The organism is Thermococcus atlanticus (assembly GCF_054657855.1).
The window spans coordinates 73,004-90,079 of the sequence record NZ_BAAHXX010000001.1; the positions used below are offsets into that span (position 1 = coordinate 73,004).

The window sequence follows — 17,076 nt, forward strand, 5'->3', positions numbered from 1 at the left end:
GCCGTGAATGTTTATAAAAGCATTCCCCGCAGTCTTTACTTGTCAATGACCGAAAAATATATAAAGCTCCAGTTAGAATCTTGAGTGATAACTTCATTGGGTGGTATGAATGAAACGACTCTGGCTGGTAGCATTGGGGATGTCGGTACTCCTGTTTGCCGGAGGGATTAAGGTTGGGGTGTCCTACTTCAGCGACGTTGCCAGGTCCACAGGAAACGAAATCTCCACGGGAGAGTTTGATATCGGGATAAGCAGGGACGGAAGCAGATACTACGACGATTACAAGCTGTTCGAGTTTTCTGATCTAAAGCCGGGAGATGAGAAGACGGTAAGGTTTTACATAAAAAACAGGGGAGATTACCCGGTTTCCCTGATTTCCATGAGGTTCAACATCACGGATGCTGAGAAGGGCGAGCTTTCGGCCGCTGAGGCTCTGGTCGATAATACGCCAGAGACTGGAGAGCTGAGCGGGAATCTGGTGATAACAGGCTTTGAGGTGAAACATAACGGACAGAGCACATCCCTTGATGGCTATGTGGGAAAAACGCTTGCGGATCTCAACAACACCGTGATAACCATTTTCTCGGGAAAACTGACCGAAGGGGATAGCATAGAGGTCTCAATTACCCTGAAGCTTTCGGAGAACGCCGGCAATGAGTGCCAGACAGATGTATCCCGGGTTGCCCTCAGCATATATGCGGAGCAGTAACTCCAGCTGCCGGACCCTGCAGTGCGAATGTGTCTGGGAAAACCCTTTAAGCTGAAGGTTGGATAATCAACTGCAATGATGAGTGATGGGCGAACCGATTGATGAGGAAGGAAAGGTGATCTCTGAGCAACCCTTTTAAATCCCTTCCCATACTTTTCTTGGGATGATGATTTCAGCCTTGGCTGAGGTGTGATGATGGAGTGACGGACTGACCGTTATTTTTATTTGTGTTTTTTAGGTTGCCCTAATAAATTTAGAAAGTTTAATAAAGTTAAATTCTCGAATGGGAGACGGCAAGGTTTAAATGTTATGTGCATATGCACAAAATCGTGGTGATATCATGAGGGAGGAATTAAAGCCAATCTGGTTCAGCATCATCGGGAACGTTTTTCTGGCGGCGGTTAAAATAGCTGCGGGTCTCGCGTATTCAAGTCTGGCTCTAATTTCCGATGGAGTCCACTCCCTCAGCGATGTGGTGACGAGTATTATCGGCCTCATCGGGATAAGGATATCCTCCAGACCTCCGGATAAAAACCATCCCTTCGGCCATTCCCGTTTTGAGCCGCTTTTTGCATTTTTCATGGGGCTGGCGCTGCTCTTGGTTGCCTATGAAATCGGGAGGGATTCCTTGGGGAGAATGATGGAGGGCAGGGCGATCGAAGTGAACTCCATAATGCTCGGTGTTGCGGTTTTTTCAATAGCCTTTAAGGAGTTCATGACCAGATATGCCCTCAATGTGGGGAGAAAGCTCAACAACCAGATACTCATAGCCGATGCATATCACCACAGAAGCGATGTTTTGAGCACAATAGCGGTGCTTTTTGGACTGCTGACCGAGAAATTCGGGTTCAGGTACGGGGATTCCTTGGCCGGTCTGACCGTTGCCCTCTTCATAGCAAAGGTCGCTCTGGAGATAGTCACGCGGAACATAAACTTCCTCACAGGAACCTCGGCACCCTCTGAAATCTGTGAGAGAATAAAGAAAACCGCCCTTGGTGTTGAGGGCGTCGTGGGTGTGCACGATTTGAGGACGCACTATGTCGGGCCAAAGCTCCATGTTGAGCTCCATATAGAGGTTCCGCCGGGGCTTGATCTGAAGAAAGCCCATGACATAAGCGAGGAGGTGAAGCGGAGGATAGAGAGGCTTGATGCTGTGGATACTGCATTTGTGCACGTGGATATTCAGGGGGTTACAGAGTAGCGTCTATACCGCGTAAAGCACGCCGTTCAGATTTAACGGGAGGCCAGTTCGCACGGGCTCAATTACCACAAGCTTCCATGTGTCCAGCCTATCAATATTTAATATTACAGAACTTCCATGCTGGGTGTATTTAAGATATCCCCTGCCTTCTTCAGGGGAGATGGAGAAAACCTGCAGAATTTCGTAGTTTTTCGGAATCTTCAGCTTGATTTCTATGTTTTTCTCTGGAGTTGTCCAGTCGTGTATTTTATCATAATGATAGTTGTAATTAACGAGGCTTAGAATGAGTTCATCAGTACCGGATTTTTTGAGAGGAGTTATCATAACTTCTTTAGATGCATTTGTGTAAAGGATCCTGTGTGTTTCCAAGGCGTAATTCACTTTTGTCCTTATATAATTGAACAAAGTGCTATCGGGCTTTCTCTCTCCTAAAGAGTCCCAGTAGGATTTACCTACTTTATCTACAATGATGACGTTTCTATTGTTGAGGATATCCATTCTATCCTTGTCGTTTCGCTTGTTGTTCATCTCATCATAAAGAGCAAAATCGTTGTTGGTGATCAGCCGGCCTCCGCTTCTTAGGAATTTCTCCATTTCATTCAAGTCACGTGAAGAAATCCTGCTTAATCCGGGAGCTATCAGAAGTTTATAGTTCTTTAATCTTCTGTAAGAGTCTGTGTCCAATATATCATCCATTCCGAGAAACAGGACATCATATGGGATATGCATTTCCTCCAAAGCCCTTGCCCAGCCACGGATTTCATCGTAATACTCATCGCTATCGTAAATCCCCAGTGCCGGGAAATACTGCCATATTGCTGTTGGAAGTGAGACTACGAGGGCGACGTTAGAGTAGGAGCGGGTGTTTTCGAACAGATCCCTCAGATTTGCAATGAAGCGGTAATACTTGGACACTTCTTTCCTTTCGGGTCCATCCACCAATCTGTGGGGTGGCCATCCTTCGTTGGGTGATCCGGTTCCAAAAGGCACAAGCATTATGCAGTCTGGATTGCTGTATATCTCTGCAACCCTCAGCTTTATAAGTGTGGAGACGTCTGCAGGTGGTTCGTCTGGCTCAAACGGGTTTGCAAACCAGAGGATAAATTCCCCAACCCAAACCGGCTTTGTAAAGTTGGAGGAAGCGCCTGCAAGCTTGCACACCAATCCGTTGGTCTGATATGGAAACGGTCTGAACTGACTGTCTTCAACATAAACGGCATCCATGTACGGTGTCAGGGTTATATGGGGAATCCACGAGAAGTACTCGTTTGTTGTTAGGAACACCGTTTTTCCGCTATCTCTGGCATATTTCTTGGTTTCTACTGAGATGTTCTTGACCAGAGATATAGCGGATTGATACCAGTAAAGCAGTGCTTCCTTTACAACAGGATCCGATAAAACCTCAATATTGTTATCAAATTCTACCGATTCAGGTGGCCACGAGGTTAAAAATCTTTCCCTGAAGGGGATAGGGTTTGAATATGTTGCCTTTAACCGGTATTTGTTTTTCAAATATGTTTTCAAGCAGAAGTTATCGATGTCTTTAATTCCCATTTCGAAAAGCTGTGTTTTTGTGAATTTTGATTTCAGGTGTTCTATGAAGCTCCGGCCTTCCCATGTGTCCTTGCATCCCCAACCTCCGCCCCAGACGAATGTGAAAATGGCGTCGGGACTGTCAAAGAATATTGCATCCGCTCCAGAATCAATGCCTTTTCTTGTCCAGTACAGGAGAAAATCTCTCCAGTATGGATTCTGGGGCTGCATCATCCCGTAAAAGTCCCTTCTCCCAAGTTCTTCTCCCAGAATTCTAATCGTTAAATATCCGGAAAATGATCTGGATAGGCCCACACTGTATGGATCTTCGGATATAGTTCCGTTGGGATACCTCCATTTTTTTGAATAGGGAATTAAATGCCTGTAATAATACAGAAAGCCAATCTCAGACTTGTATGGATCATCTACGGAATCCCCAACATGCCATCCCGTGGCTACTCCAACGGGTATATCATATGCATGAGAAAGTGAAATGAGTGACTGGATATTCCTCCATTCTCCGGGATATTTCGCCCAAGGAGTGTAACCTATCCATGCCTGAACTGTGTTGTGAAGGAATTCAAGATGATAATCAGTTTTAATGTCGTTCAACATATCCCCATAGAATTCAATCCTGAAGGCATCTCCAACAATGATTGGATGATATGCTGAGACATTTGCCGTTTCGATTAGTAAAAAAATCAGGAGATATGTTGCCATTTTCTTAGTGCTTAGATGGATAATCATCCCAAGCACCTTATAATAACGTAAACTGAATTTATAAAACTCTTTTGGTTGAGTTGGATGAGTATTAATTGGTTATACACATTTCAAAATCTCCATCAAATCACCCAGAAACGCCTCCAGGTGCTCCCTCCTCACGTGGGGCATCATGACTATCCTTATGTAGCCCCTGTGGGCGCTTATACCCCATCCCCGCCTTTTAAGCTCCTCCTCCGCTGTCTCAAGGTTCTCGGTTCCAAATGAGACTATGTTCAGAACAGGCTCCCTGATGAGGTAAACGCCCGGTATTCTCTTCAGCTCCCCGGCAAACCACCTCGACAGCTCCATAGCCTCCTTCACGACCCTCTTGTATCCCTCAAAGCCGAGGTGCTTTATCATTGCCCACACCGCTAAAGCGTTTGCTCCGGGGCGTGTTCCGGTTATTGTTGCCTGCCAGACCTTCCCCCCGGCTAAATACGGTGCGGGTATGCTTATTGATTCCAGAAATTTCCTTTCCCTGAATATTATGCCTCCAGCAGGGATGGGAACCATGCCCATCTTATGCGGGTCTATCGTTATGCTCTGCACGCCTTTGAGCCTGAAGTCGAAATCGGGCAGATCATAACCTAAAGCCTTTGCAAAGGGTATTACAAAGCCGCCGAAGGCCGCATCAACGTGAAGGGGTATCCCGTAGTCGACTGCGAGGTCGCTCAGCGCTGGGATGTCATCGACGACACCCAGGCCGGTGGTTCCGGCTATACCGACTATTCCAATCGTGTTATCCGTGATTTTGTCCTCAACATCCTCAACATTCACAGAATAGTCTTCCTTCAGCCCAGCCCACACAAGCTTTACCCCAAGCAAATCGCTGGCCTTGAGGAACGAGAAATGTGCACTCTCCGGCAGAATCAGCTCCGGTTTTTCAACCCGGGCCGTGTTGCGGAATGCCCTTACTGCCAGGATGTTTGCTTCAGTCCCTCCGGAAACTATATTTCCATATGCTCTGTTCAGATGGAGGAGGGAGCCGAGCATACGAACAGCTTCCCGCTCTATCTCCTGGCTTCCGGGGTGGAGGCCCGGGTCGCCGAGGTTCCTGTCAATGTATTTCCCGATTACCCTGCGGGCGAGGGGGTGGGGATAGGTGCACATTGACCCCAAGATTTTCCCAGAATCGAAGGTTAAATCTTTCTCAATCTTCTTTTCAAGCTCAGCCAGAACCTCATTCTCATCCGCACCTTTTTCCGGAAACATTAGCATTTTCTCACCCGCTTGATTAAGCTTCAGGCTTTTCAATTTAAGCTTTGCCTTCATCTCTTGGTGTTTGTATGTGGGGGAGCGTGTTCGAACAGCGCAAAACCTCAAACCCAGCTCTATCTCTCGGTTCTAATTCTTCTGAGGTATTTCCTGAAGAAGAAGGGCGTCGTTAAGGCTGTCATCATGGAGACCGTTACAACCCCTGCAAAGAGGGCCTGATTTATTATGCCGGTGTCAAGGCCGAATTTTAGAATTGCAAGCTCCAGGCTTCCCCTCCCGCCCATGCCTATCCCTATGAGTATGGAATCCTTCCATTCAATCCCGAAGATTCTGCTTCCCAGCGAACAGCCTATCAGCTTTCCGAGGACTGCCGCGGCGTAGAGGGTCAGTATCAGGGCGAGGTTTATCTCGCTAACCTTCGGGTTAAACATCAGGCCCACATAGATGAAAAACAGTGGGATGAAGAACTCTGTAAGAACCACCTGCAGGTTCTCTATGAGCTCATTCAGCTTTATACGGCTTATTATCATTGGGTCCCTTCTTTCCCTGAGCCTGCTGATTGTTAGCCCTGCCAGATAGGCCCCGATGATGTAGTGCAGTCCGACTGTCTCTGCGAGCAGCGCCAGTGAAAACGTCAGTATGAGGGTGAATGTGAAGAAGACGTTCAGGTTTTTGATTATATGGCTGAAACTCCTGGCGCGTTTGAAAACAAACTCCGATAGCAGTAAAGTGCCGGCTATGAACAGGGCGATTTTAATCGTGAGCAGGAGCAGAGAATGGGGTTTAAACTCCCCTCTGGCCAGAGCTGTGATTATGCCTATGAGATAGACGGCTATGATGTCATCAACGAAAGCGGCGCCCATCAGGATTGACGAGACCTCCCTTTTAACCCTCTCCTTGACGAGTATTCCGCTCGTAACCTCTATGGCGGTGTTCCCGAGGGTTATGCCGACAAATATGGCAGCTGCCAGGCCCTCCCCGAAAGTCATCACCGTGGCAAACCCGAGGAAGAATGAGAACGCAACCCCCATTGCCGCAACGATGATGGATTTCTTTGTGTTCTGGGCTATTGCTGAGAAATTGCTCGTTAGACCCATGTACAGCATCATCATGAGCAGTCCGAACTCGGATAGAACCTTGAGCTCTCCGAGGGGCTGAATTACTCCGAGGATGAAGGGCCCGAGGATTATTCCCGTCAGAACATGGGCTATTATGGGAGGGATGCTTCTTCTCTCAAAAAGCCACTCAAGGCTCTTTGCAACAACCAGCAGAATAGCCAGTGCGAAGAGGTAATTCACATCATTCCCTCCTTGGGGAGTGCTCTATGCATGTTCTCCGTTGCCACAAATGAAAAATTCACCTCATCCCCTCCTCCAGAGCAGTGCTCCTGCAATCCACAGGATCATCAGGAGCAAAGCAAGTATCATCGCCAGGGTTGCGCCCCTCTGCGTTCCGAAGACTATGGGAACAGGGCCTATCATTATGACTCCCCCGCCCTCGACTTCGCCCTGACCGCTGGCGCTCATAATCGTTCCTAAGAATATCATCATGAATCCAATGAGGATAAGCACGATTCCACCGGCTATCAGGAGTTCCCCTCTCATGCCCATCAATGGAAATTATGCACTCTTTTTTTAAATCTTGTTTCTTGGTTTCTTGTTTTAAGATGCGGCTGGGATAAGCTAAATAATGGCTCGAAAGAAGGCGGCCGATCCATCCTAATTTTCTTTTCCAGACCTCACCTTTCAGAGCTGAGGAGGCCAGAATATCGTTTGAAAACCCAAAAATTAAAAACCGGAAGGTGGAGGTTTGAATATGCTTGTGCTCGTTGACCTCGATGATACGCTGTGCAACACGTGGGAGGCGGGGAAATACACCATTCTGAGACTGCTCCCCCACCTGCTCAGAAAGAGGAAGTTCAGGGCGTTTTTTTACATAGTTACCAGCAGATACAGGGATCTGGAGCAGATAAGGGAGCTTCATCTGCTTGATCTCGACAGGATACTTGAAAAGGTCATGAGGAAGGTCTACGAACACGTGCCGCAGGATGAGCTTGACGAGATGTTCGAGCTTGTCGACAGGGTTTTCTTCTCCAATCTCAGGCTTTTTCCGGATGCAAAACCTTTTCTTGACGGACTCAGGGACATGGGTGCAAGGCTTGTCCTGATAACGGATTCCTCAAGCTACTGGCAGAGAAAAAAGCTTGAGTACCTCGGCATAAAGGACTATTTTGACGGCATCATAATAAGCGGGGAAACCGGACACAGCAAGTTTGAGCTCCACAACTTCATCCTTGCAAGGAAGCTCTTCCCTGGGGAATCCGAGGTATACATGATCGGCGACAGGGACGAGACCGACATGAGGGGAGGAAAATCGATTGGAGCGGTAACGATTCTCGTAAACCGGGGCTATTTCAGGGGCAGGGGGGCAAAGAATGCAGACTATGTCGTGAGGAACCTCCTTGAGGCTCTGGAGGTGATAAGACGTGAGCATGAAAAGAGAGCTTAAGAGAAAGGCCCTTCACCTCACGGGCCTGATAGTTCCGGCGGTTTATGCAGTATCCGACAGAACATTCACGCTCACGTTTATCGGGGCTGCCATGGTTGCCTTCCTTATTCTGGAGCCCTTCAGGATTGTCGAGGCTTTCAGGGATAAGATAAAGAAGATACTCCGCCTTTATGTTCAGGAGGAGGTCATATCTACCCTTGAGAAGAACATAGATGAGATAACCCGTGAGGAGGAGCGGAGCGGAATTGCGGCACACATATACTTTGCTGCCGGGGCATTCATAGTTGTCTATTTCTTTCCGAGGGATATGGCGATTGGAGCGATTGCAGTCGCCACGGTGGGGGATGCGATGGCGGCGATAATAGGCAAAACCTTTGGAAGATATCGCTTCAGGAACGGTAAGAGTGTTGAGGGCAGTATGGCATACCTCATCTCCGCCCTTGCCATTCTGCTCCTCCTGATGAGCTTTCCATATGCCGCTGTGGGGGCTCTTGCGGGTATGCTGGCCGAATTTTACGACCTTCCCCCGGATGACAACTTCTCAAATCAGCTGGCGGTGGCCATGAGCATCTACCTGTTTAAAGTGCTTGTATGAGAACGGGAATCAAAATTTTTGATGACTAAAATTAATAATGAAAAGGATAAAGGATAAAAAATAAAACAGAAATCAGAATCAGGAAATCATAACCTTAACGAAGTTGCTCAGCGTGTCCGTGTCGCTCCACTCGTTTGCGCTGTCGTGAACCGCCTTGTCGTCCGGGAGCGTTACAACCGCCGACGTGTTGTCGCCTCCCGCTATCCATGCCATAATCTTCACTTCCTTCGGCTTTCCTCCTATGGCCTTCCATGGGATTCTGATCTCGACCGTCTGCAGGCCTGAGGCTCCTCCGAAGTATGCCGTCTTGAAGCCCTCAAACTGCTTGTTCCAGTCGTACGTCCATTTCCCATCCTCATACTTGACCATCTGCATCCCAGTGTCCTTGCCGAAGTTGTACTCAAGCCTCTTCGTTTTGCTGTTCCACCAGCCGTAGATTTCGTAGTCCACTCCCTCCGTGAATTTTATCAGCTTGCCCCATGCGTCCCTGTCCCCGGTGTAGCCTCCTTCCTTAACGTCCAGAGCAATTCCATAGCTCAGATCCCAGTTCTCGCTGTTGTTTGCTTCGAGGGCTATGTAAAGGTAGTTATCGTCGTAGTCCACGCCGAGCATCACGAGGTTTGCCCCTGCATATCCGGAGTTCTTTCCTCTGACCACGACCTTGGCGTTCGTCCAGTCCGCAAGGGCTCCGTCAATGGTTATCTTCTTCGGGACTTCACTCCCGGTTCCGTTGAGGGTGGCGTATGTGGTTATCCAGTCAAGGTCGTTCCACTCATTCGCCTGGTCGTTCATTGTCCTGTCGTAGGGCAGGCAGTCGACGGCTGAGGTTCCCGAATCCGCCCCTGTGACGAACGCACTGACCCTGGCCTTCTCCGGGTCGGGGATGAGCGACCTCGGAATCATGAACACGAGCTGCTTTATCCCGTGGGAACCGGTAACGTATGAGATTTTAACTCCTGCCCCGCCCGGTTTGAAGTACTCCCATTTTCCGGCCTTCCACTCTGCAAAGCTCATAGCATCCACGGACTTGTCTTCCGCATTCCAGTATACATAGGCCTCATAATCCGGGCTGAAGGAGAACCACAGGTTCCTTCCCCATGAATCTGAGGTTCCGTTGTAGCCGCCATCCTTTGCGTCTATGGCGATTCCATAGGCGACGTCCCAGTTCTCGGTGTTGTTGGTCGTCACGACCACGTAATAGTATTTGTCATCCGATCCGAGGTAGAGGGCTTTCAGGTTTGCTCCGGCCTGGCCGTGCTTCACATCCTCTGCAACCTTGGTAACCTTGCTCATAACTCCCTTTGCTTCAAGCTCCTTGAGCAGGGAGGTTATCTCGCCCTGAATGCGTCTTATCCTGTAGTATGCGGAGGCCACGAGGAATGCTCCTCTGGGTGAGGGGTTGTTCCCCTGCAGGAGCGTGAATCCCTTTCTGAACAGCTTGTGGTTCTCTGCAAGCTTCTTTTCAATGTCCTCTATCTGGGCCATGGATTCATTTGTGAGCGCCAGGCCTTTGGCCTTTTCAAGGGCTTTCAGGCTCCATTCGTACCTCTTCATGTATAAGTTCGGCCAGATATACATCCCTGCGGTCATCATCTTCTGTCTTCTGATCTCGATTTCTCCCACGTAGAGCCTGTAGGAGGCCGTTATGTTCTTTCCTTCATACTCGACCACTGCCTTCAGCTGATGGACTCCTGTTTTCTGCTCGTCGTATTCATAGATGTAGCTCAGGGACACCTTCCCTTTGGCCGGAACCATGACCGTCCAGTTCTTAATCAGCACATCGTTGTCGTAGAGGGTTACATTGACGTTATCAGCGGCGAAGGCCCCATCGTTGGTGACGGTTACCGTGATGTTTGCGGGCTGGTTTGCTTCCACATCGCTGACGTTTGAGGAAATGCCAACGCTTAAGCTCACCAGCTTTGTGACGACGAGGCTTAGTGTTTCTGTTGCCGGGTCGTATTCAAGGAACTTCCACAGAACCGCGGGTGCCGGAACGTCTCCCCATGTTCCCCAGCTCGGGAAGATATCCTGGTCGGGGCACACATCGCTCAGCCACTGGTTGGTTCCATCAAATCCTCCCGTGAGCGTCGAAACTCCCCTGACCTTCAGTCCGTCAAGTGATATGTCCCCGAACACGGAGAGGGGAATCCTGAACTCCGCAACAACCCATCCGTTGTCCGAGCCGTAGGCGGAGGTTACCTGTGAGCTTATGTCTGTAAAGCTCCCGTCGCTGTTTACAACCCATGCAACAAAGCCGCTTTCCCATGACTCTATAACAAAATCAATGTCTCCCTCGGCGAACTGATATCTTCTGCCCCATGGATGGCCTGTGGTTACCGGGTATCCAGTCCTCGTTGAGAGGTCAATCATTGCCATAAAGTTGTTATAGCCCTCTTTTTTGAATACGCCTGCTATGTAAAGATAATTTCCGTCGGTAAAGAATCCGAAGGTCTTTATGTCATTGTTGGCACCCCACTTGCCGTCTCCAACGGGGTCGCTGTAGAGGAGGTTTGCCGGCCAGTCGCTTAGGTTTCCGTCTATGGTTACTTGGGGAGGCTGGGCGCTTGCAAGCTTTACCGTAGGCGCTACTCCAAAAATCATAACCGCGACTAAAAACAGCACCATACCCTTCTTCATCTTTGTTCACCCCGGGTGATACTTAGTCACCCTTGCTGATATATGTGCATAAAATATTTATATACCTTTTTGAATATCACTCATAGTGATAATACCGATGGAGGTGTCCGGATGGTGAATTTCATCTTTGGGATTCATAATCATCAGCCGCTGGGGAACTTTGGATGGGTGTTTGAAAGTGCCTATGAGCACTCATATCGCCCGTTTATGGAGATTCTCGAAGATTATCCCGGTATGAAGGTTTCGGTTCATATAAGCGGCCCCCTCCTTGAATGGCTTGAGGGGAACAAACCGGAATATATTGATCTTCTCCGCTCCCTTGTGAGGAAGGGGCAGCTTGAGATTGTCGTGGCGGGTTTTTATGAGCCGGTCTTAGCTGCGATTCCCAAGGAGGACAGAATCGAGCAGATCAGGCTTTTAAAGGAGTTTGCAAAAAAGCTCGGGTATGATGCGAAGGGCGTCTGGCTGACGGAGCGCGTATGGCAGCCGGAGCTTGTGAAGAGCCTCCGTCAGGCAGGAATAGAATACGTCATAGTCGATGATTACCACTTCATGAGCGCCGGCCTCAGCAAGGAGGAGCTCTACTGGCCATACTACACCGAGGACGGCGGTGAGGTCATAGCGGTCTTTCCGATAGATGAGAAGCTCCGCTATCTTATCCCCTTCAGGCCCGTGGAGAAGACTGTGGAGTATCTGGGTGGCCTCACGGATGATGACCCATCAAAGGTCGCCGTCTTTCATGATGATGGTGAGAAGTTCGGTGTCTGGCCTGGAACCCATGAGTGGGTCTATGAGAAGGGCTGGCTAAAGAGCTTTTTTGAGGCCGTAACAAGTAATGAAAGGATCAACCTCATGACATACAGCGAATATCTCTCAAACTTCAAACCCCGGGGGCTTGTATACCTGCCCATAGCCTCCTACTTCGAGATGAGCGAGTGGTCTCTACCTGCGAGGCAGGCAAAGCTCTTCGTTGAGTTCGTTGAGAAGCTGAAGGAGCAGGGGCAGTTTGAGAAGTACCGTGTTTTTGTGCGCGGCGGCATCTGGAAGAACTTCTTCTTCAAGTACCCCGAGAGCAACTACATGCACAAGAGGATGCTGATGGTCAGCAAGCTCGTGAGGGACAGCCCCGAGGCGAGAAGATTCCTGCTGAGGGCCCAGTGCAACGATGCATACTGGCACGGGGTCTTTGGCGGTGTTTATCTCCCGCACCTGCGCAGGACTGTATGGGAGAACATAATCAGGGCCAACAGCTTCATTCCCACCGGAAGCTTTGTGAGGGACATTGATTTTGATGGCAGGGAGGAGGTCTTTGTGGAGAATGAAGGCTTCTACGCTGTCTTCAAGCCCTCCTACGGCGGGGCGCTTTTTGAGTTCAGCTCAAAGAAAAAAGCGGTAAACTACAACGATGTCCTGGCGAGGAGGTGGGAGCACTACCACGATGTTCCTGAGGCCGCCACCCCTTCGGAGGGATCCGAGGACGGCGTTGCGAGCATACACGAGGTCGGGAGGAGCATCCCCGATGAAATAAAGCGCGAGCTGGCATACGACTGGCAGCTGAGGGCAATCCTCCAGGATCACTTCCTGAGCCCGGATGCAGGGCTTGACGGCTACCGCCTCGTGCGCTACAGAGAGCTCGGGGACTTCATAAACCAGCCATACCGCTTTGAATTCGGGGAGAGCCTGAGGCTGTGGCGCGATGGACTGGTGGACTCCAAACCGGCTAAAGTAGAGAAGAATTTCAGACTCCTTAATGACGGCTTTGAGGCAGCTTACAGGGTTAAAAGTCCCGTGAAGGCGCTCTTCGGGGTTGAGATAAACCTAGCCGTGCACAGCGTTATGGAGGAGCCGGGAGAATTTGAGGCCGAGAGCTTTGAAGTGAACGACCCCTATGGCATCGGAAAAATCGGGATAGAGGTGAGCAGAGAGGCAAGGGTCTGGAAGTTCCCGATAAAGACGCTCTCCCAGAGCGAGGCCGGATGGGACTTCATCCAGCAGGGGGTGAGCTACACCCTGCTGTTCCCCGTTGAGGGGGAGCTTGATTTCAGGCTGAGGTTCAGGGAATTTTAATTTTATTTAATGTGTTTAATTTTAAATTTTAACTGTTAGTCCCATAATCTCCCTGTTTATTGCCTTGACGACGTTGAACTCCGCCTGCCTCCCCTTTCTCGAAACTCTGATAATTGTTGTGCCGAGATCCTCCATGAGGTCAATTACGTAGGGCGCAACGTGGGCCAGCACATTCACCTTCAGCATATACACGGCTATGCGCCTTCTGTCCCCAACGTATCGATGAAGGGCGCTTATTATCGTGAGGACATCTCCCGAGGAGGCCGGCGTTAGAAACAGCTTGTCCATGCCGACGGAAATTACAAGCGAGATTCCGTCCTTTCTCTCCCCAAGTATGGAGTCATAGGCCATTCTGAACTTCTGCATCATAATCCTAGGTTCAGAGGTTTCATCAATCCTGTAGCGCACTCTGCCGGTCTCAATCATGCCTCCGATTTTTATGACCTCCACATCGTCCAGAACCTCTGCATTCAGCCCGGCGAGCTCCATTTTTGCCCTGTATAGATGCAGGGAGTCCATAACATCGACTATGAGTATTGAATATCCCTTCCTGATTCCCCATGTGACCAGATCATAGAGGCCTATATATGATAAACCCGGGCTCAGGCGCTCCATTATCACTACCTCTCCGGGGATTATCGAATCCCAGAGCGTCTCAAAAACAACCCTCATGGTACCACCTTGGGGGTAATACGTGCACAAAGGGTTTTAAGGTTTTAGGTTTTTATCGTCTTATTATTTTTATTTATTTTGAAGTCCAGAGCCGTTTCAAGCCCCCAGAATCTGCAGAAGGAGCACCTTTCGCCCTGTGCCGGCATGCCGCAGACGCTGCATTTTCCGAGCTCATACTCCTCAAGCTCGGCCTCAAAGAGTTTTTTCTTCCTCAGGTAGCCCTTGACGAAGTTGATTTTTGTCCCCGGCCGTTTCTCCTCCATGTCGTTGAGTATGCTTTTGTATTCAAGCGTCGTTGCCCCCGCCGCATGCGGGCACTCCTCCATGTGATACTCTATCCCGTTCGCTAAAGCGTATGCAACGACCTCCCTCTCGGTGAGCTCGTATAGGGGTTTCACCTTCTTAACAAACCTGTCCTCTCCCGGCAGGAGGGGCCCCTGTTTGGCCAGATACTGCGTGTTCCAGTTCATCAGGTTGGCGAAGATGAAGCTCGCCTCGTCGTCGAGGTTGTGGCCCGTCGCTATCGCATCGAATCCGTTGTCGTAGGCAAACTTGTTGAAGATGTACCTCTTCGTTAGCCCGCAGTAGGAGCAGGTCGGTCTCCTCGTCCTCACCTCGCCGATGCCCTTTCCGAGGAGCTCTTTAACGCGCACGATGTGGAGTGGGGCTATGCCTTCACACTGCTTTCTGGCATATTCCTCGCTCTTCTCGGAATACTCCCCTATTCCCAGGTTGATGTGGAGGCACTCTATGGAATAGCCGAGCTTCTTGAGGACGTGAGCGGTAACCGCGGAATCCTTTCCTCCGCTCACAACGACCAGAACTCTCTCATCCGGCCTGAGGAGTTTATACCTCTCAATCGTCCTCTTCACCTTTCTCTCGAAGTATTCGGTGAAGTGCTCCGGGCAGAGGTACATTTTGGGATAGTGAAGTTTTATAAACGCCGGCCTCTCGCAGAACCTGCATTTCACGGGCATCTCCCTTCACCGAAATGTGGAAGAAGGAGGAAGTTAAAAACTTACTCCTCCATGTCCTCTATGGCATGCCTCCAGTTCCCCGGCCTTCTAAAGTCCTTCTCCGTGAAGAGGCCCTCCTTCTTGAGTATCCCCCTCGCCGCCAGAATTCCCGTTGCAGCGGCATTTACTATGTCCCTTGAAAGCCCCGCCCCATCACCTGCTGCAAAGATGCCCTCTATGCTCGTTTCGAGGTTTTTATCCACCTCGGCGCGCATGGCATAGTATTTTATTTCCGGAGCATAGAGCAGTGTATGGTCGCTTGCAACTCCGGGAATTACTCTGTCGAGCTTTTCAAGGCCTTCAAGAATGTTGGTGACAATTCTGTGCGGCAGTGCCATCGCAATGTCCCCGGGGGTTGCGTGCCTCAAAGTCGGCTCGACATCGCTTCTCCTTATTCTCGTCCATGTGCTCCTCCTTCCCCTTCTCAAATCGCCGAGCCTCTGGAGGAGCGGTTTTCCCCCGCCTATAGTCGTTGCGAGCTGTGCTATGCTCTTTCCATAGGCCGTCGTATCCTCCACCGGCTCCGTAAGCTCTATTCTGCTCAAAAAGGCAAAGTTGGTGTTGTTGCTCTTTCTGTCCCTCATGGAGTGGCCGTTGACGCCAACATAGCCGTCATAACGCTCCTCAACAACGAAGCCGTTTGGATTTGTGCAGAAAGTCCTCACGAAGTCGTCGTAGGTGTCGGTGTAGATGTGGAACTTGGGATCATGGTTTATGCCCGTTATGGGCTCCATAACTATTGCCGGAACCTCAACGCGCACGCCGACATCTATGGGGCCGTGCCGGGCCTTCAGACCTATTTTCCGGGCAACATCGTGGAACCAGTCCGCCCCTCCCCTTCCGGGAGCAACGATGATATACCTTGCTCTGACCGTAAAAATGTCCTTTCCCCTCTTCAGCACGGCCTCGCCCTGCCTGAACTCCAGCACCTTTGTCCAGAGGAGGAATTTAACGCCCCTGCTCTCCAGGTGCCGTTTTATGCTTCCTATAACCTCCGGCGTGTGGTCGGAGCCTATGTGCCTCTGGATTATGGGGATGAATTTTACCCCAGCCTGTGCTGCCCTCCTTTCCCAATCCCTTATCTGCTCCGGATTCCCTTTGAAGATGTTCTTTGGAGCACCGTGTCTGAGAAAAATTCTGTCAACCTCCCAGACGAGCTGCCATGAATAGTTTTCGTCGTGTGTTAAATCCGTCAGATTTCCGCCTATGTCCGGCCGCAGGTTGATGGTGCCGTCGCTTAAGCCACCTGCTCCGCCTATGCCGCTCATTATGTGGCACGGCTTGCAGGCGACACAGTAGCCGAGCTCGTACATCGGACAAACGCGCTGGTCTATATCCCCTCCCTCATCAACGACGAGAACTTTAAAATCACTTTTTTCTGCAAGCTCGTAGGCCGCAAAAAGGCCTGCAGGGCCTGCCCCAACTATCAGAACATCAGCCTTTTTTTCGGAAACCATATTTCCCTTGTCAAAGTCTAAGCCCCGGGGTATTTAAATGTTTTTGTTCATTCGGCTTCAAATCCTTTCATGAATTCACATGATAATGTAAAAAAGATTTTCCGCATCCGAAACATTTAAACATTCCCATATGTAAATTATTTCAGTGGTGTTCATGATGTCCTCCAGGAGCAAGGAGAATAAAGCCAAAAAAATGTCTATCATAGTGGGCAAGAGGCATCTTGTCCGGCTCAGGCGCAGGGAGGAGCTGAGCTATAACATCAGGTACATCTCAAAGGTGCCTGTCAGGATAGCCATGGACAGGGATTTTCTGAAGCTTCACCCGTCGGATTCTCTCGTTAAAGTCGTTCACGAACTGAGGGGGGAGGAGAGCTCCGCCGTCGTGGTTGATGAGGAGGGCAGACTCATCGGTTTTATAACAATGAAGGACATACTGCATCTCTTTGAACCCCCGAGGAGGTACTCCATAGTCGGTGTCGGGCTGCTGAAGAAATACTCCCTTTCACGCGCCTCCTGTGTGGAGGACATAATGGTCAGAAAGCCCATCACAATCCGTGTTGATGACAACCTCGGGAAGGCCATAAAGATTATGATAGAAACCGGCAAGCACCACCTCCCTGTTGTTGATGAGGGAAAGAGAGTTCACGGCGTCCTTGAGGTGAAGGATATCATCCGCCTGATCAGGGTGGTCTCTGGATAGCCCG

The 17,076-nt window shown here is 49.9% G+C and carries 14 protein-coding genes; 6 read left to right on the forward strand and 8 right to left on the reverse strand.

Annotated elements, in window-relative coordinates; all coding sequences use genetic code 11:
• Positions 1 to 109 precede the first annotated feature (109 nt).
• Both ACYQ27_RS00425 and ACYQ27_RS00430 read left to right on the forward strand, forming a co-directional pair.
• Positions 110 to 709, forward strand: a complete 600-nt coding sequence (locus ACYQ27_RS00425; RefSeq protein WP_456452658.1) for a TasA family protein — start codon at positions 110 to 112, stop codon at positions 707 to 709.
• Positions 710 to 1,049: 340 nt separating this feature from the next.
• A complete protein-coding gene (locus ACYQ27_RS00430; RefSeq protein WP_460040748.1) occupies positions 1,050 to 1,910 on the forward strand; it encodes a cation diffusion facilitator family transporter in 861 nt (286 codons plus the stop codon).
• A gap of 3 nt (positions 1,911 to 1,913) precedes the next feature.
• Here ACYQ27_RS00430 and ACYQ27_RS00435 read toward each other — a convergent pair whose 3' ends face one another.
• From ACYQ27_RS00435 to ACYQ27_RS00450, 4 genes are all read right to left on the reverse strand, one after another.
• The gene (locus ACYQ27_RS00435; protein WP_460040749.1) at positions 1,914 to 4,199 is read right to left on the reverse strand and encodes a type 1 glutamine amidotransferase family protein; all 2,286 of its coding nucleotides are present in this window, start codon (positions 4,197 to 4,199) and stop codon (positions 1,914 to 1,916) included.
• A 63-nt stretch (positions 4,200 to 4,262) separates the two neighbouring features.
• Positions 4,263 to 5,417: a tyrosine decarboxylase MfnA gene (mfnA, locus tag ACYQ27_RS00440; protein ID WP_460041745.1), complete on the reverse strand. Its 1,155-nt coding sequence runs from the start codon at positions 5,415 to 5,417 to the stop codon at positions 4,263 to 4,265.
• 119 nt (positions 5,418 to 5,536) lie between these two features.
• A complete protein-coding gene (locus ACYQ27_RS00445) occupies positions 5,537 to 6,718 on the reverse strand; it encodes a cation:proton antiporter (RefSeq protein WP_460040750.1) in 1,182 nt (393 codons plus the stop codon).
• Between the two features lie 63 nt (positions 6,719 to 6,781).
• Entirely contained in the window at positions 6,782 to 7,024 is a 243-nt protein-coding gene (locus ACYQ27_RS00450; protein ID WP_456394882.1) for a TIGR00304 family membrane protein, read from the reverse strand.
• 211 nt (positions 7,025 to 7,235) lie between these two features.
• Here ACYQ27_RS00450 and ACYQ27_RS00455 point away from each other — a divergent pair, with 211 nt between their 5' ends.
• Positions 7,236 to 7,928 carry an HAD family hydrolase gene (locus ACYQ27_RS00455; RefSeq protein ID WP_456394883.1) on the forward strand — a complete coding sequence of 231 codons (693 nt, stop codon included), beginning with the start codon at positions 7,236 to 7,238 and terminating at the stop codon, positions 7,926 to 7,928.
• Positions 7,906 to 8,523, forward strand: a complete 618-nt coding sequence (locus ACYQ27_RS00460) for a diacylglycerol/polyprenol kinase family protein (RefSeq protein WP_456452652.1) — start codon at positions 7,906 to 7,908, stop codon at positions 8,521 to 8,523. The genes ACYQ27_RS00455 and ACYQ27_RS00460 overlap by 23 nt, the downstream gene beginning before the upstream one ends.
• Before the next feature lie 78 nt (positions 8,524 to 8,601).
• On the opposite strand, the gene ACYQ27_RS00465 is transcribed toward ACYQ27_RS00460, so the two are convergent.
• Positions 8,602 to 11,160: a CARDB domain-containing protein gene (locus ACYQ27_RS00465; protein ID WP_460040751.1), complete on the reverse strand. Its 2,559-nt coding sequence runs from the start codon at positions 11,158 to 11,160 to the stop codon at positions 8,602 to 8,604.
• Between the two features lie 111 nt (positions 11,161 to 11,271).
• Between ACYQ27_RS00465 and ACYQ27_RS00470 the strand changes: the two genes are divergently transcribed.
• Positions 11,272 to 13,227: an alpha-amylase/4-alpha-glucanotransferase domain-containing protein gene (locus ACYQ27_RS00470; protein ID WP_460040752.1), complete on the forward strand. Its 1,956-nt coding sequence runs from the start codon at positions 11,272 to 11,274 to the stop codon at positions 13,225 to 13,227.
• A 21-nt stretch (positions 13,228 to 13,248) separates the two neighbouring features.
• Here the strand turns inward: ACYQ27_RS00470 and ACYQ27_RS00475 are convergent, their stop codons facing one another.
• From ACYQ27_RS00475 to ACYQ27_RS00485, 3 genes are read right to left on the reverse strand one after another with little or no spacing between them, the layout of a single operon-like run.
• Positions 13,249 to 13,899, reverse strand: coding sequence for a DUF257 family protein (locus ACYQ27_RS00475; RefSeq protein WP_456452646.1), 651 nt, complete (start codon positions 13,897 to 13,899; stop codon positions 13,249 to 13,251).
• A 44-nt stretch (positions 13,900 to 13,943) separates the two neighbouring features.
• Positions 13,944 to 14,870, reverse strand: a complete 927-nt coding sequence (gene ttuA / locus ACYQ27_RS00480; RefSeq protein ID WP_460041746.1) for a tRNA-5-methyluridine(54) 2-sulfurtransferase — start codon at positions 14,868 to 14,870, stop codon at positions 13,944 to 13,946.
• A 47-nt stretch (positions 14,871 to 14,917) separates the two neighbouring features.
• Positions 14,918 to 16,372: an NAD(P)/FAD-dependent oxidoreductase gene (locus ACYQ27_RS00485; protein ID WP_456452644.1), complete on the reverse strand. Its 1,455-nt coding sequence runs from the start codon at positions 16,370 to 16,372 to the stop codon at positions 14,918 to 14,920.
• A 154-nt stretch (positions 16,373 to 16,526) separates the two neighbouring features.
• On the opposite strand from ACYQ27_RS00485, the gene ACYQ27_RS00490 reads away from it, so the two are divergent.
• The gene (locus ACYQ27_RS00490; RefSeq protein ID WP_456395762.1) at positions 16,527 to 17,072 is read left to right on the forward strand and encodes a CBS domain-containing protein; all 546 of its coding nucleotides are present in this window, start codon (positions 16,527 to 16,529) and stop codon (positions 17,070 to 17,072) included.
• Positions 17,073 to 17,076 lie beyond the last annotated feature (4 nt).